At 74.6% G+C, this 19,722-nt stretch carries 16 protein-coding genes; 5 read left to right on the plus strand and 11 right to left on the minus strand.

Going from position 1 to position 19,722, the window contains the following annotated elements:
- Positions 1-132: 132 nt before the first annotated feature.
- The 3 genes from OG550_RS12730 to rimP all read right to left on the minus strand — a co-directional run bounded on the left by OG550_RS12730 (position 133) and on the right by rimP (position 2,175).
- Positions 133-426, minus strand: coding sequence for a YlxR family protein (locus tag OG550_RS12730; protein ID WP_327683838.1), 294 nt, complete (start codon positions 424-426; stop codon positions 133-135).
- An 81-nt stretch (positions 427-507) separates the two neighbouring features.
- Entirely contained in the window at positions 508-1,533 is a 1,026-nt protein-coding gene (gene nusA, locus OG550_RS12735) for a transcription termination factor NusA (RefSeq protein ID WP_327677026.1), read from the minus strand.
- Positions 1,534-1,590: 57 nt separating this feature from the next.
- Entirely contained in the window at positions 1,591-2,175 is a 585-nt protein-coding gene (rimP, locus tag OG550_RS12740; RefSeq protein ID WP_327677028.1) for a ribosome maturation factor RimP, read from the minus strand.
- Positions 2,176-2,479: 304 nt separating this feature from the next.
- Between rimP and OG550_RS12745 the strand changes: the two genes are divergently transcribed.
- A complete protein-coding gene (locus OG550_RS12745) occupies positions 2,480-3,700 on the plus strand; it encodes a ferritin-like domain-containing protein (protein WP_327677030.1) in 1,221 nt (406 codons plus the stop codon).
- A 200-nt stretch (positions 3,701-3,900) separates the two neighbouring features.
- Positions 3,901-4,821: an aminoglycoside phosphotransferase family protein gene (locus tag OG550_RS12750; protein WP_327677033.1), complete on the plus strand. Its 921-nt coding sequence runs from the start codon at positions 3,901-3,903 to the stop codon at positions 4,819-4,821.
- On the opposite strand, the gene OG550_RS12755 is transcribed toward OG550_RS12750, so the two are convergent.
- The 5 genes from OG550_RS12755 to dxr all read right to left on the minus strand — a co-directional run bounded on the left by OG550_RS12755 (position 4,794) and on the right by dxr (position 10,496).
- Positions 4,794-5,372: a GNAT family N-acetyltransferase gene (locus OG550_RS12755; protein WP_327677035.1), complete on the minus strand. Its 579-nt coding sequence runs from the start codon at positions 5,370-5,372 to the stop codon at positions 4,794-4,796. The two genes, OG550_RS12750 and OG550_RS12755, sit on opposite strands and share 28 nt — an antisense overlap.
- Positions 5,373-5,460: 88 nt before the next feature.
- Entirely contained in the window at positions 5,461-6,336 is an 876-nt protein-coding gene (locus OG550_RS12760) for a GNAT family N-acetyltransferase (RefSeq protein ID WP_327683839.1), read from the minus strand.
- Between the two features lie 155 nt (positions 6,337-6,491).
- A complete protein-coding gene (gene ispG / locus OG550_RS12765) occupies positions 6,492-7,652 on the minus strand; it encodes a flavodoxin-dependent (E)-4-hydroxy-3-methylbut-2-enyl-diphosphate synthase (RefSeq protein WP_327677037.1) in 1,161 nt (386 codons plus the stop codon).
- A 140-nt stretch (positions 7,653-7,792) separates the two neighbouring features.
- Positions 7,793-9,097: a M50 family metallopeptidase gene (locus OG550_RS12770; protein WP_327677039.1), complete on the minus strand. Its 1,305-nt coding sequence runs from the start codon at positions 9,095-9,097 to the stop codon at positions 7,793-7,795.
- Positions 9,098-9,242: 145 nt separating this feature from the next.
- Entirely contained in the window at positions 9,243-10,496 is a 1,254-nt protein-coding gene (dxr, locus tag OG550_RS12775) for a 1-deoxy-D-xylulose-5-phosphate reductoisomerase (protein ID WP_327677041.1), read from the minus strand.
- A 170-nt stretch (positions 10,497-10,666) separates the two neighbouring features.
- Between dxr and OG550_RS12780 the strand changes: the two genes are divergently transcribed.
- Positions 10,667-11,332 carry an NAD(P)H-binding protein gene (locus tag OG550_RS12780; RefSeq protein ID WP_327677043.1) on the plus strand — a complete coding sequence of 222 codons (666 nt, stop codon included), beginning with the start codon at positions 10,667-10,669 and terminating at the stop codon, positions 11,330-11,332.
- 113 nt (positions 11,333-11,445) lie between these two features.
- Here OG550_RS12780 and OG550_RS12785 read toward each other — a convergent pair whose 3' ends face one another.
- From OG550_RS12785 to OG550_RS12795, 3 genes are all read right to left on the minus strand, one after another.
- Entirely contained in the window at positions 11,446-12,888 is a 1,443-nt protein-coding gene (locus OG550_RS12785) for an aldehyde dehydrogenase family protein (RefSeq protein WP_327677046.1), read from the minus strand.
- Positions 12,889-13,085: 197 nt separating this feature from the next.
- Positions 13,086-14,651 carry a PucR family transcriptional regulator gene (locus OG550_RS12790; protein WP_327677048.1) on the minus strand — a complete coding sequence of 522 codons (1,566 nt, stop codon included), beginning with the start codon at positions 14,649-14,651 and terminating at the stop codon, positions 13,086-13,088.
- Between the two features lie 167 nt (positions 14,652-14,818).
- Entirely contained in the window at positions 14,819-16,882 is a 2,064-nt protein-coding gene (locus tag OG550_RS12795; RefSeq protein ID WP_327677050.1) for an ATP-binding protein, read from the minus strand.
- 240 nt (positions 16,883-17,122) lie between these two features.
- Between OG550_RS12795 and gabT the strand changes: the two genes are divergently transcribed.
- Positions 17,123-18,463: a 4-aminobutyrate--2-oxoglutarate transaminase gene (gene gabT, locus OG550_RS12800; RefSeq protein WP_327677052.1), complete on the plus strand. Its 1,341-nt coding sequence runs from the start codon at positions 17,123-17,125 to the stop codon at positions 18,461-18,463.
- Positions 18,464-19,081: 618 nt separating this feature from the next.
- On the plus strand, positions 19,082-19,696 hold the full coding sequence (locus OG550_RS12805) for a phosphatase PAP2 family protein (protein WP_327677054.1): 615 nt from the start codon (positions 19,082-19,084) through the stop codon (positions 19,694-19,696).
- Positions 19,697-19,722: the final 26 nt, after the last annotated feature.

Genomic DNA, 19,722 nt, shown 5'->3' on the forward strand with positions numbered 1-19,722 from the left:
TCCACATCGCGAGGTACCTGACTGGTGGCACGGCGTGCGGCTGCCCGTCTGCCGTGCTTGTTGCGGTGGTTCTCCGCCGCGCGAGCGGCGGCCGTCACGAGGGGGTGCCCCACCGGACCTGGCCTGGGAAGCTCAGGGCTCCGGGGTGTCGCCCGCCCGTTCCCCGATGTACTCGCGGAGCCGCTCGGTGTCGAGCGCGCCCTGGAGCCGGAAGGCCCGGGGGAACGCCCGTCTGCGGACCGCGAGGTCGAGGCAGGCCGGTTCGGGGTGCAGGTGTGCGCCCCGGCCCGGCAGTGCGCCACGGGGATCGGGGACGCAGACGCCCTCGACCGCCGTGACACGCAACAGCTGGTGCTTGGCCGCGCGCTTGCGGCAGCCCACGCAGGTGCGTTCCGGGCGTGCTCGGACATGCGTCCGGCCAGACAAAGGCAAGTCTACCCCTCCGAAGGGACATGGCGCCGCCCCGCCGATCCGGGGAGGACCGGCGGGAGGCTGGTACAACGCCGACTACTCGGCCGAGGATTCCCGACCGCCGGCCTCGGGACGGTCCTCGGACTGCCCCTCGGTGTCCGGGCGGATGTCGATCCGCCAGCCGGTGAGACGGGCGGCGAGGCGGGCGTTCTGCCCCTCCTTGCCGATCGCGAGCGACAGCTGGTAGTCCGGCACGATCACCCGTGCGGAGCGCTGCTGGAGGTCCACGATCTCCACGCTGGTCACCCGTGCGGGGGACAGCGCGGCGGCGACCATCTCGCGCGGGTCCTCCGACCAGTCGACGATGTCGATCTTCTCGCCGTGCAGCTCGCCCATCACCGCGCGCACCCGGGAGCCCATCGGGCCGATGCAGGCGCCCTTGGCGTTCAGGCCCTGACGGCGCGACCAGACCGCGATCTTGGTGCGGTGGCCGGCCTCGCGGGCGATCGCCGCGATCTCCACGCTGCCGTCCGCGATCTCCGGGACCTCCAGCGCGAAGAGCTTCTTGACCAGGCTCGGGTGGGTCCGGGACAGCGTCACCGACGCCCCGCGGACGCCCCGGCGGACCGCCACGACGTAGCACTTGAGACGGGTGCCGTGCCGGTAGTCCTCACCCGGGACCTGCTCCTGCGGCGGCAGGATGGCCTCCAGCTTGCCGATGTCGACCAGCACGTTCTTCGGGTCGTTGCCCTGCTGGACGACACCGGTGACGATGTCGCCCTCCTTGCCCGCGTACTCGCCGAAGGTCTGGTCGTCGGCGGCGTCGCGCAGCCGCTGCATCATCACCTGCATGCCGATGCTGGACGCGATCCGGCCGAAGCCGCTCGGGGTGTCGTCGAACTCCTTCGGCTCGACGCCCTCGTCCAGCTCCGCCGGGTCCTCGGTGGCCCACACCGTCACGTGGCCGGTCTTGCGGTCCAGCTCGGCACGGGCCCGGCGGCGCGAGCCCTCGGTGCGGTGGTACGCGGTGAGGAGGGCCGACTCGATCGACTCGACCACCAGGTCGAAGGGGATGTTCTTCTCGCTGACCAGCGTGCGCAGGGCACTCATGTCGATGTCCACGGCTACGCCTCCTCGTCTTTCGTCACGTTCGTCATGGTGCGGTCGGTGCGCAGGTCCTCACTCCGCACCGTCGTCCCCCTCCTCCGAGGCGTCGTCCGCCAGGACGTCGTCCGCGTCCTCGGAGTCGTCCGCGAAGTCCGGGGCCTCGTCGAGGAGCTGCTCGTCCTTGCGGTTGAACTCCACCTGGACGCGCGCCCGGTCGACCTCGGTGTACTCCAGCCGGCGCTCCTTCGGCCGGCCGCGGCCCTTCACGGGCTGCACCTCGACCAGCGCGCCGTCCTCGTCGGCCGACAGCACCCGGGCGACGATCTCCCCGCCGTCGACCAGGTGGACCTTGGCCAGTCGGCCCTCGGCGCGGATCCAGTGCCGCGGCGCGACCAGCGGACGCTCCGCGCCCGGCGAACCGACCTCCAGCACGTACGCGCCGGAGCCCATCACGTCCGACTCGTCCAGGGCCTCACCGACCACCCGGCTGAACTCCGCGATGGCGTCCAGGTCCACGCCGCCGTCGGCGTCCACGTCGATCTGCACCTGGCGGCGGCTGCCGGCCTGGGTGACCTTGACGTCCTCCAGGTCCAGGCCCGCCTGCGCGGCCAGCGGCTCCAGCAACGCGCGCAGCCGGTCGGTGTGGGTGGTGCTCATCCGGGTGGACTCCTCGGCCGCGTGTGCTGTTGTCGGAAGGGCGCTCCGCACCCCCGGGCGCCGGTCCGGCGCACACCGGGTCGCGGCAGCTCGGCCCAAAGCCTAGCCGGTGATGCGCCCATCCACCGATTCCGGACGGGGCGCGGCCGCCCGGCCCGGCGGTGGTGCGAGCAAGGTCACACCGGCCCGGCGGCCGGGCCGGCAACGCAATCCGCGCCCGGGGACGTGAGGATTCTGTAATCATTCACGCCAACGAGGGCAGGCGGGCAGGCCGTCCTCCCGTACACGCCCCGGAGTGACGCCGATGCAGCCGCCCAGCCGACGGACCTTCCTGGCCCTCGGGCTGCTCCTCACCGCCGGCGGAGCCCTCACCGCCTGCACCGACGAGCCCGGTACCGGCACCGGCGGCACCGGCGGCGAGCGCCGCCGCCCCGATCCGGACGAGCCGGTCCGGCTGCGTGCCGTCGCCGCCACCGACACCCTGCTCGCCGGGTACGACGCGCTGCTCGCCGGACCGGGCGCCGGGCAGGCGGCGCAGCTCCAGCCGTTGCGGGCCGAGGTGGTCCAGCACCGGGCCGCGCTGGCCACCGGGCTGCCGGAGGCCTCGGCGGCCCCGTCCGGCTCCGCCGCCGCCCCGGCCGCCGGCACCGCCTCCACCACCCCCGGCACCGGCACCGACTCCGCCACGTCCCCGGCCGCCGGCTCCGGCTCCGCCGTGACCAGCGCCGCCACGCTCGCCTCGCTGGAACGGCAGACCGCCCAGGGCCGGCTGGCCGACCTCGGTGCCGCCTCCCCGCAGCTGGCCCGGCTGCTCGCCTCGGTCTCCACGGCCGGGGTGCTGCACGCCGTCGCCCTCGGGGACGCCCCGCCGCCAACCGTGCCGGCCCCGGGACCGACCGACCCGCCCACGGGGCCCGCCGCGACCGGCTCCGGGTCGGCCGCCCCCTCCGCACCCGCGCCCTCCGCGTCCGGTCCGTCCGCCTCCGGTCCGTCCGCGTCCGGCGGCCCGGCGTCCGGCGCCCCCGCCGGTACCGAGACGGTCGCCGCCTTCCAGACGGCACTCGGCGCCGAGCACGCCGCGGTCTACGGCTACGGCGTGGTGGGCGCCCGTCTGCCCGAGGACCAGCAGCGCACCGACGCCCGCACCGCGCTCGCCGCCCACCAGAACCGCCGGGACGCCTGGCAGCGGCTGCTCGGCGCGGCCGGCGCCACCCCGAGCGCCGCCGCCGCCGGCTACCAGCTGCCGTTCGCCGTCGCCGACGCGGCCGGCGCCGCCCGCCTCGCCGCCCACATCGAGACCCGGCTCACCACCGTCTACGCCGACCTGGTGGCCGCCGTCCCCGCCGCCCAGCGGACCACCGCCACCGACGCGCTGCGCGAGTGCGCCCTCCGGGCCCGCCGCTGGGGCGCCGCCCCCACCGCGTTCCCCGGCCTGCCCGACACCGCACCGACCGCCTCCCCGACCGCCTCCCCGACGGCCGCCGGAAGCACCTCCCCGACCCAGGCGGCCACCCCCGCCGGCTGACCGGACCCGGATCGCCGCCGCGGTCCCGCCCTCCCCGGGCCGACCGCTGACCTGCGCTTCCACCCCCGCGCCGACGGCCGGCGGCACCCGTACGGGCCGCTCCGGGCCCTCCCCCGTCCGCTCCACTGACCTGCGGTTTCGCCCCCATGGCCGACAATGGACGGGTAACACCACGGGGGAACGGCTACCGGAAGGCCAGCATGTCGGCAGCACCAGGGAAGATCACGGTCCCCGAGTGGCTGGCGCACGGCGCCGCCGGACGGGGCGAAGAGGGGCGGCGCTGGCTCGCGGAGCTGCCCGACCGGGTGGCCGCACAGCTCGCCCTCCGGGACCTCACGCTGGAGCGGGTCCTCGACCCGGGCGGCAGCCTGAGCCTGGTGGCCTACGTGCACCGCGACGACCTCTCCCCCGCCGTCCTCAAGGTGGGTCTGCGCACCCCCGAGACCGCCCGCGAACCCGACGCCCTCGCCGTCTGGGCCGGCCGCGGCGCCGTCCTGCTGCTGGAGTCCGACCCCGCCGAAGGGGTGCTGCTGCTGGAGCGGCTGCACGGCGGGATCCCGCTCCGCTCGCTGGCCGAGCCCAAGGCGATGCTGGAGGCGACCAGCCTGCTGCACCGGCTCTGGGTGCCGCTCCCCGCGGACCACCCGTTCCCCGCCCTCGCCGACCGGACGGCGGGCACCGCCGAGGCCCTGCGCCGCCACCGCGGACTGCCCGGCGCCGCCGAGGCCGACGCCCTGGTCGCCGAGGCGCTGGAGACCGCCGACGGGCTGACCGCCTCGGCCGCCGAGGAGTTCCTGCTGCACGGCGACTTCCACCACGGCAACGTGCTGGCCGCCGACCGCGCGCCCTGGCTCGCGATCGACCCCCGGCCGCTGGTCGGCGAACGCGCCTACGACCTGGCCCGGCTGACGCTGGACCGGGCGGACACCCTGATCGGCTCACCGGGCGTCCCGGCGGCCGTCCGGCGCCGGCTGCACCAGCTCGCCGACGCGCTGGAGGTGGACCGCGAGCGGCTGCGCGGCTGGACGCTGGTGCGCGCCGTCGAGCTGGGACTGGACGCGCTGGCGGCCGGACGCGGGCCGGACGCCGAGCTCTACCTGGAGTTCGCGGGCGCGCTCTGAGCACGCCCGGGCGGCGCCTGCAGGGGCAGGTGGGCACCCATCACCGCGTAGAGGCGGTCGGTGTTCGGGAAGTGCACCGCGCGGGCGAGGTCCTGGTAGCCGAGCGCGCGGTAGAGCCGCCGGGCGGGCGTCTCGGCGTCGATCGCGGAGAGGATGCTGCGGCCCAGTCCGGACCGCTCGCAGAGGGTGCGGATCAGCGCGGAGCCGACCCCCCGGCCCTGGAACTCGGGCAGGACGTGCAGCTCGGTGACGGCGAACACCCCGTCCAGCCAGTCACCGTGGCCGCGGGCCACCAGGTAGGGCTCGATCACGGAGCTCCACCAGTGCTCGCGCCGGTTGGGCATCCCGTACCCGAAGCCGACCAGCCGGCCGCCGACCAGCGCGCCCAGCGCGACGACCCCGGGCTGCTGCGCGTGCCGGCCGACGATGTGCAGCCGGACCATGACCTCCTCGGGCGTCAGCCCGAACGCCACCGCCTGGACATCGAGCGCCTGCGGTGCCCACGCCGCTAGGTCGATGGCCTCGATCGTCACCCCGGTCAGCTGATCCATGACCCGGACGTTACTACCCGCCCGGCCCGCGTGCGGGCCGGGCCGGGAACAGCCGTCCGCGGCGCTGCGGCCCGCCGGACGGCGCCGCTCAGAACAGCACGCTCATGAACGCGCCGACCTCGCGGAAGCCGACCCTGCGGTAGGCGGCGCGGGCGCGCAGGTTGTAGTCGTTGACGTAGAGCGAGACGACCGGGGCGACCTCGCGCAGCGCGATGTCGAGGACGGCGGCCATGCCGGTCTCGGAGAGCCCGCGGCCGCGGTGCCCGGGGGCGACCCAGACGCCCTGGACCTGGCAGGCGCCCTCGGTGACGGCCCCGATCTCGGCCTTGAAGACCACCTCGCCGTCCTCGCCGAAGCGGGCGAACGAGCGGCCGGAGGCGACCAGTTCGGCGACCCGGGCCTGGTAGAGCAGCCCGCCGTCACCGGCCAGCGGCGAGACGCCGACCTCCTCGGTGAACATCGCGACGCAGGCCGGCATCAGCGTCTCGACCTCGTTCCGCTGCACCCTGCGGACCAGCGGGTCGGGGGCGACCTCGGCGGACGGCACGGAGGTGGCGAGCAGCGGCTGGTGGGCGCGGACCTCGCGGGCCGGGCCCCAGCTGCGTTCCAGCAGGGCCCAGAGGGCGGCGGTGGCGCCGGCCGGGCCGACGATCGAGGAGCAGCGGCGGCCCTGGCGGCGGGCTCGTTCGGCGAACGCCTGGACGGCCTGCGGCCCGGCGTCGACCAGCACGAGGTTGGCCCCGGCGTAACAGAGCGCGTCGAGCTCGCCGCGCTCGTCGTACCAGCCCCACATCTCGCCGCCGAGGCGCCAGGGGTCGAGGCCGACGGCCTCCACCCGGGTGGCCACGAAGGCGTTGGCGACCGGGTCCCGGTGGAGCACCGCGAGGGCGTCGGCGAGGTCCGACGGCTCCAGTACGCGGGTGGTCGCCAGGGCGCGGGCGGCCTGGAACGAGCTGGGGAGCATCACACCTCGATCGAGCATCGAGACAGCACCTTACTGAGACGACTCTGGCCGCACCCTACTCCCTGGCCCCACCCGGGAACGGCCGCGGGGCCGTCCGCGCACGGACGGCCCCGCTTCCGGAAGAACCGCGGCGTACTACCGCCCACCGGGGCCGGTCACTCGCCGGCGGTGACGGTCGGCGCGCCGGACTCGACGCCCTCGGCCTGCATCTGCTCGGCGAGCTTCAGGGCCTCCTCGATCAGGGTCTCCACGATCTTCGACTCGGGGACGGTCTTGATGACCTCGCCCTTCACGAAGATCTGGCCCTTGCCGTTGCCGGAGGCGACGCCGAGGTCGGCCTCGCGGGCCTCGCCCGGGCCGTTCACGACGCAGCCCATGACGGCGACGCGCAGCGGCACCTCCATGCCCTCCAGGCCGGCGGTGACCTCCTCGGCGAGCTTGTAGACGTCGACCTGGGCGCGGCCGCAGGACGGGCAGGAGACGATCTCCAGGCCGCGCTCGCGCAGGCCGAGCGACTCCAGGATCTGGTTGCCGACCTTGATCTCCTCGGCCGGCGGGGCGGAGAGCGACACCCGGATGGTGTCGCCGATGCCCTCGGCGAGCAGCGCGCCGAAGGCGACCGCGGACTTGATGGTGCCCTGGAAGGCGGGACCGGCCTCGGTGACACCGAGGTGCAGCGGGTAGTCGCAGGCCGCGGCGAGCTGGCGGTAGGCGTTGATCATCACGACCGGGTCGTTGTGCTTGACCGAGATCTTGATGTCGCGGAAGTCGTGCTCCTCGAACAGCGAGCACTCCCAGAGCGCGGACTCGACCAGCGCCTCCGGGGTGGCCCGGCCGTACTTCTCCAGCAGCCGCTTGTCGAGCGAGCCGGCGTTGACGCCGATCCGGATCGGCACGCCGGCGGACTTCGCGGCCTTGGCGATCTCGCCGACCTTGTCGTCGAACGCCTTGATGTTGCCGGGGTTGACGCGCACCGCCGCACAGCCGGCGTCGATCGCGGCGAAGACGTACTTCGGCTGGAAGTGGATGTCCGCGATCACCGGGATCTGCGACTTCCTGGCGATGATCGGCAGGGCGTCCGCGTCGTCCTGCGAGGGGACGGCGACCCGCACGATCTGGCAGCCGGAGGCGGTGAGCTCCGCGATCTGCTGCAGCGTGGCGTTGATGTCCGAGGTCACCGTGGTGGTCATGGACTGCACCGAGACGGGGGCGTCACCGCCGACGGGTACGTTGCCGACCATGATCTGGCGGGAGACACGGCGCTTGGCGAGCGGCTTGAGCGGCAGAGACGGAATACCGAGCGAGATCGCGGTCATGTGCGCAGGGTTCCCCGGGGTTGAGGTGTGGTCGGCCCGGTCGTTGCGACGGCCGAACCCGGGCGGCCGACGATCGCGCACCCGGGCTCCAACGGTACGGCACCGGGACCGGCACCCGTGCACCCGCCGGTCCCGGCGGGCTAACTGATCTTGACCGGGTTCACCAGGTCGGCGGCCAGCACCAGCAGGGTGAATCCGATGAACACACTGGCCACGACGTACGCCAGCGGCATCAGGCGGGCCACGTCGAACGGCCCCGGGTCGGGCCGACGGAACAGCTGTGCGAATCGGCGGCGGACCGACTCCCAGACCGCGCCCGCGATGTGACCGCCGTCCAGCGGCAGCAGCGGCAGCATGTTGAAGAGGAACAGCGACAGGTTGATCCCGGCGAGCAGGTTCACGAAGTAGGCGACCCGCTGGGTGCCCGGGATGTCGAGCGCGAACACCTCACCGCTCACCCGCGCCGCACCGACCATGCCGATCGGCGAGTCGGCCTCGCGCGGCGTACCGTCCACCACCGAGTGCCAGAGGCCGGGGATCTTGCCGGGCAGCGCGGCCAGCGACTCCACCCCGTTCTCCGCCATGTCGTACATCCGGTCCAGCGACTGGCCGAAGCCCAGCTGGACGACCCCGCTGGACGGCGTGAAGCCGAGGAAGCCCGCCCGCACCGTCTCGCCCTTCACCGGCAGGCCGTCCGCGTCGTACTTCTGCACGTCGTTGACGGCGATGGTCGGCCTCAGGGTGACCTGCCGCCCGTCCCGCTCCACCACCAGCACGACCTCCTTGCCCGCCGACTTCCGGATGTCGGCCTGGAGCTGCTCGTAGTCGCCGATCCGGTCGCCGTCGAAGGAGACCACCTTGTCGCCCGGCTTCAGCCCGGCCTGGAACGCCGGCGCCGGCTGCGCACCCGCCGGGCAGGTGTCGGTCGGCTGCCCGGCCTTCACCACGCACTCCGAGACGGTGCCGATGGTCGGCACCGCCATCGAGACGCCGAAGCCCATCATCACCGTCAGGAACAGCCCGAAGGACAGGATCAGGTTCATGAACGGACCGGCGAACATCACGATCACGCGCTTCCACGGCCTGCGCGTGTAGAAGAGCCGGCTCTCGTCGCCCTCCTTGACCTCCTCGTACGAGGCCTCCCGGGCGTCCTCGATCATCGTCCGCCAGGGCGAGGTGCTGCGCTGGGTGATCCGCCCGTCCGCGCCCGGCGGGAACATCCCGATCATCCGGATGTACCCGCCCAGCGGGATCGCCTTGAGGCCGTACTCGGTCTCGCCCCTGCGCCGCGACCAGACCGTCGGGCCGAACCCGACCATGTACTGCGGCACGCGGATGCCGAACAGCTTGGCCGTGGAGAGGTGGCCGAGCTCGTGCCAGGCGATCGAGAACAGCAGCCCCAGTACGAAGACCAGGATGCCGACCACCGTCATCACCGTTGCCACCGCTGCTCCTCCGTCATGCCGTTCCGCTCATCCTGTCGTCGTACCGGGTGCCCGGCCGCCGCACCGGTCACCGCACCGGTCGTCCCGGCCGTCGAGCCGGTCGTCCCCGTCACCGCACCGGTCGTCCCGGTCCGGGCCGGGACGGTCAGCCGGCCGCCAGCTCGCGGGCCCGGGCGCGCGCCCAGTCCTCCGCGTGCAGGACGTCCTCGACCGTCAGCGAAGTTCCCGCCGCCGGACCGCCGCCCCGTCCACCGTCGTACTGTCCGTGCTCGGCCACGACCTTCGCAACAGTGTCCACGATCCCGGTGAAGGCGAGACGGCCGTTCAGGAAGGCCTCCACGCACTCCTCGTTCGCCGCGTTGAAGACCGCCGGGGCCGTCCCGCCCAGCGTGCCCACCTCGCGGGCCAGCTCCACCGCCGGGAACGCCTCGTCGTCCAGCGGGAAGAACTCCCAGGTCGCCGCCTTGGTCCAGTCGCAGGCCGGCGAGGCGTCCGGCACCCGGTCCGGCCAGCCCAGGCCCAGCGCGATCGGCATCCGCATGTCCGGCGGACTCGCCTGCGCCAGCGTGGACCCGTCCGTGAACTCCACCATCGAGTGGACGACCGACTGCGGATGCACCACGACCTCGATCCGGTCGAACGGCACGTCGTACAGCAGGTGCGCCTCGATCACCTCCAGGCCCTTGTTCACCAGGGTGGCCGAGTTGATCGTCACGACCGGACCCATCGCCCAGGTCGGGTGCGCCAGCGCGTCCGACGGGGTGACGCCCGCCAGCTCCGCACGGCTGCGGCTGCGGAACGGGCCGCCGCTCGCCGTCACCACCAGCTTGCGGACCTCGCCCCGGGTGCCGCCCGCCAGCGCCTGGAACAGCGCGGCGTGCTCGGAGTCCACCGGGACGATCTGGCCCGGCCGGGCCACCGCCTTCACCAGCGGACCGCCGACGATCAGCGACTCCTTGTTGGCCAGCACCAGCACCCGGCCCGCCCGCAGCGCCGCCAGCGTCGGCCGCAGACCGATCGAACCGGTGATCCCGTTCAGCACCGAGTGGCACTCCACCGCCGCCAGCTCGGTCGCCGCGTCCGGACCGGCCAGCACGGCCGGCAGCGACCGGCCCGCCGCCCTGCCCGCCAGCGCCTCGCGCAGCGCCGGCTCCGCCGCCGGGTCGGCCACCGCCACGGTGTGCACCCCCAGCTCCAGGGCCTGCTCGGCGAGCAGCTCCACCCGGCCGCCGGCCGCCGACAGGGCGACCACCCGGAACCGGTCCGGGTTGCGTCGCACCACGTCGATGGCCTGGGTGCCGATCGAACCGGTGGAGCCGAGGATCACCAGCTCCCGGGGGCCGGAGGGGTCGTTCACCTCGGGGGTGAACCGCAGCTGCGGGTGGGCGAGCGAAGTCATGGGCCCATTGTGTCCTGCCCGGCCGCCTCCCCGGGACGCCGGGCCGCCCCACTCCCGCGCCGACCACCTCCCGGGGACACCCGGGCACCCCTCCTCGACGCCGGCCCCCGGAAGCGGCCCGACCACGGCTCACCAGGACGCCGGAGCGGCCCCGGGCTACCGTCGGAACCATGCGAATCGTCATCGCCGGAGGACACGGACAGATCGCGCTCCGGCTGGAACGGCTGCTCGCCGACCGCGGCGACCGGCCCGCCGGCATCATCCGCCGCCCCGAACAGGCCGAGGACCTCGTCGCCGCCGGGGCCGAAGCACTGCTGCTCGACCTGGAGGCCGCCACCCCGGCCGAACTCGCCGCCCTGCTCACCGGCGCCGACGCCGTGGTCTTCGCCGCCGGAGCCGGACCGGGCAGCGGAGCCGACCGCAAACTCACCGTCGACCGGGACGCCGCCGTCCTGCTCGCCGACGCCGCCGAACTCGCCGGCGTCCGCCGCTACCTGATCGTCTCCTCGATGGGCGCCGACGCCGGCGCCGCCCACCCCGCCGACGAGGTCTTCGAGACCTACCTGCGGGCCAAGGGCGCCGCCGACGACGCCGTCCGGGCCCGCACCACGCTCGACTGGACGGTGCTGCGCCCCGGCCGCCTCACCGACGGCCCGGGCACCGGCCTGGTCCGGCTCGCCCCCTCCACCGGCCGCGGCCCGGTCGACCGGCAGGACGTCGCCGCCGTCCTCGCCGCCCTGCTGCACGAACCGGGCACCGCCGGGCAGACCCTGGAACTGATCGCCGGCGACGCGACCGTCGCCGAGGCCGTCGCGGCCGCCGCGGGCCGCGACTGAGCCCCGCCCCGCCCGCCCCCGGGCACGCGAAGGGCCCGGCAGCACGAGGCTGCCGGGCCCTTCCGCAGGCCGGACCGGACCGGTCCGACCCGGACCGGTCCGACCCGGACCGGTCAGAGGTCGAGGCCGGTGAGGACCATGACCTTCTCGACGGTGTAGTCGTCCATCGCGTACCTGACGCCCTCGCGGCCGACACCGGAGTCCTTGACGCCGCCGTACGGCATCTGGTCGGCACGGTAGGACGGCGCGTCGCCGATGATCACACCGCCGACCTCCAGCTCCCGGTGGGCCCGGAAGGCGGTCTGCAGGTCGTGGGTGAAGACACCCGCCTGCAGGCCGAACGGCGAGTCGTTGACGGCGGCGAACGCCTCGTCGGTGCCCTCCACCCGGTGCAGCGACAGGACCGGGCCGAACACCTCGGCCTTGGCCAGGATCGCGTCGGCCGGCAGCTCCGCCAGCACGGTCGGGGCGTAGGTCGCACCCTCACGGGTACCGCCCGCGAGCAGCTTCGCGCCCTTGGCCACCGCGTCGTCCACCCAGGACTCGACGCGCTTCGCCGCGTTCTCGTCGACCAGCGGGCCGACGTCGGTCGCGTCGTCGTTCGGGTCACCGGTGACCTGCGCCGCGACCTTCGCGACGACCTTCTCCAGCAGCGCGTCGTAGACCGACGCGTCGGCGATCACCCGCTGCACCGAGATGCAGGACTGGCCGCCCTGGTAGTTCGCGAACATCGCGATCCGGGTGGCCGCCCAGTCCAGGTCCGCCTCCGAGGACCAGTCGGCGAGCACCGCGGCCGCCGCGTTGCCGCCCAGCTCCAGGGTGGTGTGCTTGCGCGGCACCGAGTCCATGATCTGGTAGCCGACCTTGTCCGAACCGGTGAACGAGATCACCGGCAGACGCGGGTCCTGCACCAGCGCCGGCATCCGGTCGTTCGGCACCGGCAGGACGCTCCAGGAACCGGCCGGCAGGTCGGTCTCGGCCAGGATCTCGCCCAGCACCATCGCCGAGAGCGGGGTCGCCGGAGCCGGCTTGAGGATGATCGGCGCACCGACCGCGATCGCCGGGGCGACCTTGTGCGCGACCAGGTTCAGCGGGAAGTTGAACGGGGCGATGCCCAGCACCACACCGCGCGGGAAGCGGCGCACCACCGCGAAACGGCCCACGCCGCCCGGGTCGGTGTCCAGCCGCATGGTCTCGCCGTTGGTGCGGCGGGCCTCCTCGGCGGCCCAGCGGAAGACGGAGACGGCACGGCCGACCTCACCGCGGGCCCACTTGATCGGCTTGCCGTTCTCGGCGGTGATCAGCCGGGCGATCTCCTCCGTGCGCTCGGTCAGCCGCCGGGCCACGTGGTCCAGCGCGGCGGACCGCACGTGCGCGGGGGTCGCGGCGAACACCGGCAGCGCGGCCACGGCGGCGTCCAGCGCCTCCTCGACCTGGGCCTCGGTGGGGATGCTCACCCTGCCGACCAGACGGCCGTCCCAGCTGTTGTGCACCTCGAAGTCGGCGTCGCCGCTCGCCCGGCGGCCGGCCAGCCAGAAATCGTACGTGGTGGTCACCGTGGTACCGGCCCTCTCCTCGTCGTCCTCACGGCCCCACGGACGTGGCGCCAGAACCGAGGGTAGGGGCGGCGGCGCGCCGACCGGATTGGCCACGGCGTAACGTTCGCCACCCCGGCCACTCCACCACGTCCAGCGGCCCCGCCGCAGGCCGGTCAAGGCCCCGCCGCAGGCCGCCGGCCCACCGCACGCCCCGGCTACTCCTCGCCGGAGCGGAGCGCCAGCCACAGCTCCATCCGGACGTCCGTGTCGTCCAACGACCGCCCGAGCAGCTCCTCCACCCGCCGCATCCGGTACCGCAGCGTGTGCCGGTGCACCCCGAGATCGGCCGCCGCCGCGTCCCACTGCCCGTGCCGCGACAGCCAGGCCCGCAACGAGGCCACCAGGTCACCGCGCGCCGTCCGGTCGTGGTCGCGCAGCGGCCGCAGCAGCCCCTCCGCGAACGCCGTCACGGCGTCCTCCCCGAGCAGCGGCAGCAACGACCCCGCGCCGACCTCCTCGTGGTCCACCGACCGCCGACCACCGCGCAACGCCACCGCCAGCGCCCGCTCCGCCTGCGCGTACGCCGTCCCCGAGTCCTCCAGCGCAGCCGGCGCCGACACACCCAGCGACAACCCCTCGTGCTCCTCCACCGCACCCAGGCACGCCCGGTGCACCGCACCGTTGTCCAGCGCCAGCACCATCAGCCGCGGCCCGTGCGCCCCCTCCTCCCGCGCCACCAGCAGCTTCTCCGCCACCCGCGCCCCGGCCTGCTCCGCCCGGTCCCCCAGCTCGCCCAGCGCCTCCCCGGCGTCCACCCCCTGGCCCGCCCCGGCCACCAGCACCCGGACCGTCCCCTCCGGCAGCCCCCCGAACAGCCCCGCCGCGACCTGCCGGGCGGTGGCCACCTCCCCGGCCAGCACCATCCGCAGCAGCGCCGCGCCCATCTTCTCCTCGGCCTGCCGCAGCTCCCGCGACCGCTCCAGGGTCAGCGTCAGCAGCGCCACCGCCGCGTTCAGCACGTAGCGCTCGGTCGGCGTGATCCGGTCCTCGGTCCCCACCGCCAGGAACCCGCGCGCCCGCCGGTCCGCCCCCAGCGACTGGACCACCACGTAGTCCTCGTCCGCCGTGTCTATCCCCGGCGCCCGCCCCTGCAGCGCCGCGCTCGACGGCGCCGGACGCCGCCGAAGCCGGTCCACCTCGGCCGCCAGCCGACCCGCCCGGCGCGCCGCCCAGTCCGGCGCCACCACCGACAGCGCACCCGACCCGTCGTACAGCGCGGCCCAACCACCCAACCGGGCCGCCAGCCGCCGCACCACCGCCGTCGTGCCGTCCTTGCCCAGCGCCGCCCGGGTCAGCTCCTCCTGCGCCTCGAAGCTCGTCGTCACCGCCTCGTACTGCTCCGCGGCCAACGCCGCCGACACCACCTTGCTGATCGCGATGAACGGCGTCGGCTCCGGCACCCGCAGCAGCGGCAGCCCGCGCTGCGCGGCCGCCTCCACCAGCGGCTGCGGCACCTCGGTGTGCGACAACCCGACCCCGAGCCCCAGCCCCACCACCCCCGCGTCCGCCAGACGGTGCACGTACGCCTGCAGCTTCGCGGCGGTCCGGCCCAGCTTGATACCGGTGGTGAGCAGCAGCTCACCACCCTCAAGGAAGGGCGTCGGGTCGTCCAGCTCACTGGTGTGCACCCAGCGGACCGGCCGCTCCAGGTGGTCCGCACCGGCGAGGACCGTCAGATGGAGCGAGGTGTTGCGGACGACGGAGGCAAGTGTGGGGGGCATGGCACCTTCGGGGGAACGACCCGGCCGCACCGTTGCGGCCGGGCGGGAAAAGGGCTGAGGGCTCTGAGGGAACTCCTCCCCTCATTATGGACGCCCCGGACAACCCGCACTGCCGAATCCTCCTCGAAGGCGAGCTTCGTCCCCGTCCCGCCCGCCTCACCCGCGCCTCACCCCCGCAGATCCACCAGGAGCGGCGGCACCTGCTCCCCCGACACCGACGTCAACGACACCACCGCGTGCCCCGCCGGCAGCGCGTGCGCCAGATCCGACGGCGACCACCGCAGCCGCTCCACCTCGCGCGTCGTCACCGACTCGGTCTGCGCCGTCGTCCCCGACAACGCCTTCCGCCCCAACCGCCCCGCCCGCCGCACCAGCCCGCCCGACGTGTCCGGCGCGAGCGTCACCGCCGTCTCCTGCACCACGTGCGTCCCCCAGGCCTCGGAGAACAGCCGGCCGTCCCAGGGCGCGATGCCCGGGAACGCCGCGCGGCACCCCACCGCCCCGAACAGCGGCGCCCGCAACGCCTCCGGCAGATCGACCAGCGTCCTCAGCTGCAGCAGCACCCCGGCGTTGGCCCCGCGCAGCCGCTGCAGCCCGCGCACGATGCCCGCGTCCAACGCCGCCGAGGCGTCGTCCACCACCAGGCCGGCGAACAGCGACCGGTCCCGGCGCACCCCCGCGGCCTGCACGAACTGCCCCACCAGGAGGCGGGAGAGCATCCGCGCCGCCTCCGGGTGACTGCGCTCGGGCAGCCGCACCAGCACCCGCAGCGGATGGTCCAGCACCCGCATCGCGAACGGCGGGAGCCCCGAGCCGTCCGTCGCGAAGGCGCCCTCGAAGGCCGGCCGGTCCAGCAGCGCCAGCCGGTCCGCCAGCAGCGCCCCCGGATCGTCCGCCCGGCCGTGCTGCCGCTCCCGGTGCTGCAGGTCCCGCTCGTACGAACCCAGCCGGCCCGCCGCGCGCAGGCCCTTCACCAGGGCCTCCAGCGACTCCGGCTCACCGGCCAGCAGCGCCCGCAGCTCGCGCACGCCCGGGTAGCGGCCGAACGCGGCGTGGAACGGGCCGACCATCTGCTGCAGCGCCGTCCGGGCGGACTCCGCGCGCGCGGTCAGCTCGTCCGGGAGCAGCGCCTCGGCCAGCCGGGCCGCAGCCTCGTCCGGGTCCTGGGCCGCGCCGTAGAGGTCGAGCCCGTACCGGGAACCCGCCTCGCCCGGCGCGATCACCACGTCGTACCAGGCGTCCGGCCCGAGATCCGCGTCCGACGAACCGATCACCACCGCGCACGCCGTACCCGCCAGGGCCTGCAGGCAGAGCGCCTCCGCCACCGGCCGGGCGAGCCGGGCCGTCTTCCCCGTCCCGGCCGGGCCCACCGCCAGCATCGACGTGCCCAGCACCGCCGGGTCCAGCGCGAACCCCGCCGCCCGGTGGGTCAACGGGTTCTTCGGCACGTCCTGGGCGGTACCCAGGCGCACCTGCCCCACCAGCAGGTCGTGCCGCTCCACCCGGCCCGGCAGCTCGCGCACCTCGGACGGGTGGGCGAACGCCGCCGCGCCACGGGCCGCCACCTGCTCGACGAAGGCCGGGAGGAACGCCGGATCCGCCTGGGCCGACTCCCAGGCCCGCTGGATCCGCACGTAGTCGACGTCGCCGACCGCCTCCCCGTCCAGCCTCCCGGCAGCCGCGGCCGCCCCGCCGTTCCGCAGCAGCACCCACGGGTCCCGCTGCCGAGCGGCCTCCGCCGCCTCCTCCTCGTCGGCGGGCTCCGCCTCGGTCACCGTCCGCGACAGCAGCGGCGCCGCGTACCGCCGCCACACCTCGGGCCACCGACCCATCCGGCCGAAGACCTTGATCACTGCGGCGAGCACGAGGACGTTCACTGAAAGGCCGACGACAGTCACAGCCGTCCCCGACGGATGCTCGACCCAGACCGTCAGAACGATCAGATGGAGGGCGAGCTGGGTCCCGTAGATGAAGGCCAGCCACCCCACCACCGCGTTCAGTCCCGCACGGAGGAGGAGCGGCCAGGTCGGCACCTTGGCCACCTCGGCCCGGTCCGGGTCGAGCTGCCGGTGCCCCTGGCGGAAGATGCCCGGGGCGGCTGGGGGGCGGGGGGCGGCGACCCAGGTGGGGAGGTCGAAGGGGAGGCGGGCCGGGGGTCTCGGGTGGGGCATCGGGGTGAGGGGGGTGGCGGTGGTCCGCTCGCCGTGACTCTGTGCCCCGTCCAGTCCCATGTACGGCCCCGCTCCCTCGCCCGCCGGCCCGAACGCTGTCGGTGCCGCCATACCCATGCCGCCGCCCCGGCGACACGCCCGCGCTCAATGTAGTGGAGTGCGGGCTGCCGGTAGTGGCGTCGCCCTCGCTGGCCGTGCCGGACAAGTCGGACGGCCCAGTGCTACCGAGTGGCGCATGCCCGGCCGGGGAGGGCCGCCGTAGCCTGCGAAGCACCGAGCCGAGAAGTCTGGAGAAAACCCATGAGCGCCGCAACGCCGCTCCCGCAGGAGCGCCGCCTGGTCACCGCGATCCCCGGTCCGAAGTCGCAGGAGCTGCAGGCCCGCAAGCTGGGTGCGGTGGCGGCCGGCGTCGGCACCACCCTGCCGGTGTACGTGTCCCGCGCCAACGGCGGCGTGCTGGAGGACGTGGACGGCAACTCGCTGATCGACTTCGGCTCCGGCATCGCCGTGACGAACGTCGGCAACAGCGCGGAGGCCGTGGTGGCCAAGGCGTCCGAGCAGCTGGCCGCGTTCACGCACACCTGTTTCATGGTGACCCCGTACGAGGGCTACGTCGCCGTGGCGGAGCAGCTCAACGAGCTGACCCCGGGCGACCACGAGAAGCGCACCGCGCTGTTCAACTCGGGTGCCGAGGCGGTCGAGAACGCGGTGAAGATCGCCCGCGCCCACACCAAGCGCACCGCCGTCGTGGTGTTCGACCACGGGTACCACGGCCGTACCAACCTCACCATGGGCCTGACGGCGAAGAACATGCCGTACAAGCAGGGCTTCGGCCCGTTCGCCCCGGAGATCTACCGGGTGCCGGTGGCCTACCCGTACCGCTGGCTGACCGGCTCGGAGAACTGCGCCGCCGAGGCCGCCGCGCAGGCGATCGAGATCATCACCAAGCAGATCGGCGCCGAGAACGTCGCCGCGATCATCATCGAGCCGATCCAGGGCGAGGGCGGCTTCATCGAGCCGGCCAAGGGCTTCCTGCCGGCGATCGTGGAGTTCGCGAAGGCCAACGGCATCGTGTTCGTCGCGGACGAGATCCAGACCGGCTTCTGCCGCACCGGCCAGTGGTTCGCGTGTGACGACGAGGGCATCGTCCCGGACCTGATCACCACCGCCAAGGGCATCGCCGGCGGTCTGCCGCTGGCCGCGGTGACCGGCCGCGCCGAGATCATGGACGCCGCGCACGCGGGCGGTCTGGGCGGCACGTACGGCGGCAACCCGGTGGCCTGCGCCGCCGCGCTGGGCGCCATCGAGACCATGAAGGAGCAGGACCTCAACGGCAAGGCGCAGCGGATCGGCGAGATCATGCTGGGCCGCCTGCGGGCGATGCAGGAGAAGTTCGACATCATCGGCGAGGTCCGCGGTCGCGGCGCGATGGTCGCGGTCGAGCTGGTGAAGCCGGGCACCAAGGAGGCGAACGCCGAGGTCACCGCGGCGATCGCGAAGGCCTGCCACGCGGAGGGCCTGGTCGTGCTGACCGCCGGCACCTACGGCAACGTGCTGCGCTTCCTGCCGCCGCTGGTCATGCCGGAGCACCTGCTGAACGAGGGCCTGGACATCCTCGAAGGCGCGTTCGCCGCCGTCTGAGGCGTCGCGGCCCGACGCGGCACGCCCCGCTCGCGCGCCTGCGCGGCCACGCCGCCCCGCCCGCGCCGGGGTGCCGCACCGAGACCCGCCGGAGGGATGTCCGGACAGCGCTGAACGGCCCGTGGGGACTCCTGTCCCCACGGGCCGTTCGGTTGGCGCGGAACGGCCCGACCGTACGGGCTCCCGCCCCGGGGCGCCCCCTGGCCGGTGCCGGCGCTCCCCCTGGAGGGCCCCGGTTCGGACCGCGACCCGGCCCCGGGGCGGAGCCGATGCGGACCCGGTGTGGCGCCGTCCGCCGCGGCGGTGAAGATGGTGTGCGGAATCGCTGAAGCTCCTCGGCCGTGCAAGGACCTTGACGTAGTGTCATCACAGATGGACAGCGAGCCCCAGCCATTGGCGGATCCGTCCGCGGCACCCCCTTCGGGGTCGGTACCGCGCGTCGCCCGCGAGGACAACCAGGCCGCCCCGCACGGGGTGGCACACACCGAAAGCCGATCGACCGACCGTCCGACCCACACCCCCCGGGGCGCACGGAACGGCGATCATCAGAGCCGCCCCGGAGCTCTCCCCCCTGCTCCGGGGCGGCTGTCCGGCGTCCTCGGCCGTCCGGCGCTGCCGGTGCTGCTCGGGGTGGTGCTGGTGGTGGTGTCCTGGCAGGTGGCGGTGGACGGCCCGCTCCTCGGCGTGGACCGCTGGGTGCGGCACGCCGTGCACGAGGTCCGGGCCGGGCTGCACAGCGCCCTGCTCAACCGTCTCGGCGAGGCCCTGTCCGACCTCGGCGGCGGTGTCGTGGCGGTGCCGGTGCTGTTCCTCGGCGGGGCGGTGGCGGCCTGGCGGGAGTTCCGGGCGGGTGTGGCGCGCTGGTGGCTGCCGGGGGTGGTCGCGGTGCTGACGGCCGGGCTGATCCCGCTGCTGGTGGTTCCGGCGAAGGCCTGGTTCGCGCGGCCCGGCCCGTTCGGGCTGCCGCTGGCCGCCGACCAGTGGGGCTGGTACCCGTCCGGGCACACCACCACCGCCACGCTCGGGTACGGGGTGGCGGCGCTGCTGCTGGCCCGGACGGTCGGCCCCCGGGACCGGCTCCTGTCGGCGGCCGGGGCCGCGCTGCTCGCGGCGGGCGTGGGGCTGGGGCTGGCATGGAGCGACTACCACTGGCTGCTCGACGTGGTGGCCGGCTGGTGCCTGGGCGGTCTGGTGCTGCTGGGCCTCGCCCGGTGGCTGCCGGCCCGCCGCTGACCGGTCCGGGCGGCCCCCGGTGGGGC

It is taken from the genome of Kitasatospora sp. NBC_00458 (assembly GCF_036013975.1).
In the GTDB taxonomy this organism is placed as follows: Bacteria; Actinomycetota; Actinomycetes; order Streptomycetales; family Streptomycetaceae; genus Kitasatospora.

What these genes read in the sequence shown, in the direction of transcription:
- rimP (WP_327677028.1), bottom strand. Translation starts at nt 2,175, where the DNA reads ATGAGCACCACCCACACCGACCGGCTGCGCGCGTTGCTGGAGCCGCTG.
- OG550_RS12745 (WP_327677030.1), top strand. Translation starts at nt 2,480, where the DNA reads ATGCAGCCGCCCAGCCGACGGACCTTCCTGGCCCTCGGGCTGCTCCTC.
- OG550_RS12750 (WP_327677033.1), top strand. Translation starts at nt 3,901, where the DNA reads ATGTCGGCAGCACCAGGGAAGATCACGGTCCCCGAGTGGCTGGCGCAC.
- OG550_RS12755 (WP_327677035.1), bottom strand. Translation starts at nt 5,372, where the DNA reads ATGGATCAGCTGACCGGGGTGACGATCGAGGCCATCGACCTAGCGGCG.
- OG550_RS12760 (WP_327683839.1), bottom strand. Translation starts at nt 6,336, where the DNA reads ATGCTCCCCAGCTCGTTCCAGGCCGCCCGCGCCCTGGCGACCACCCGC.
- ispG (WP_327677037.1), bottom strand. Translation starts at nt 7,652, where the DNA reads ATGACCGCGATCTCGCTCGGTATTCCGTCTCTGCCGCTCAAGCCGCTC.
- dxr (WP_327677041.1), bottom strand. Translation starts at nt 10,496, where the DNA reads ATGACTTCGCTCGCCCACCCGCAGCTGCGGTTCACCCCCGAGGTGAAC.
- OG550_RS12780 (WP_327677043.1), top strand. Translation starts at nt 10,667, where the DNA reads ATGCGAATCGTCATCGCCGGAGGACACGGACAGATCGCGCTCCGGCTG.
- OG550_RS12790 (WP_327677048.1), bottom strand. Translation starts at nt 14,651, where the DNA reads ATGCCCCCCACACTTGCCTCCGTCGTCCGCAACACCTCGCTCCATCTG.
- OG550_RS12795 (WP_327677050.1), bottom strand. Translation starts at nt 16,882, where the DNA reads ATGGGACTGGACGGGGCACAGAGTCACGGCGAGCGGACCACCGCCACC.
- gabT (WP_327677052.1), top strand. Translation starts at nt 17,123, where the DNA reads ATGAGCGCCGCAACGCCGCTCCCGCAGGAGCGCCGCCTGGTCACCGCG.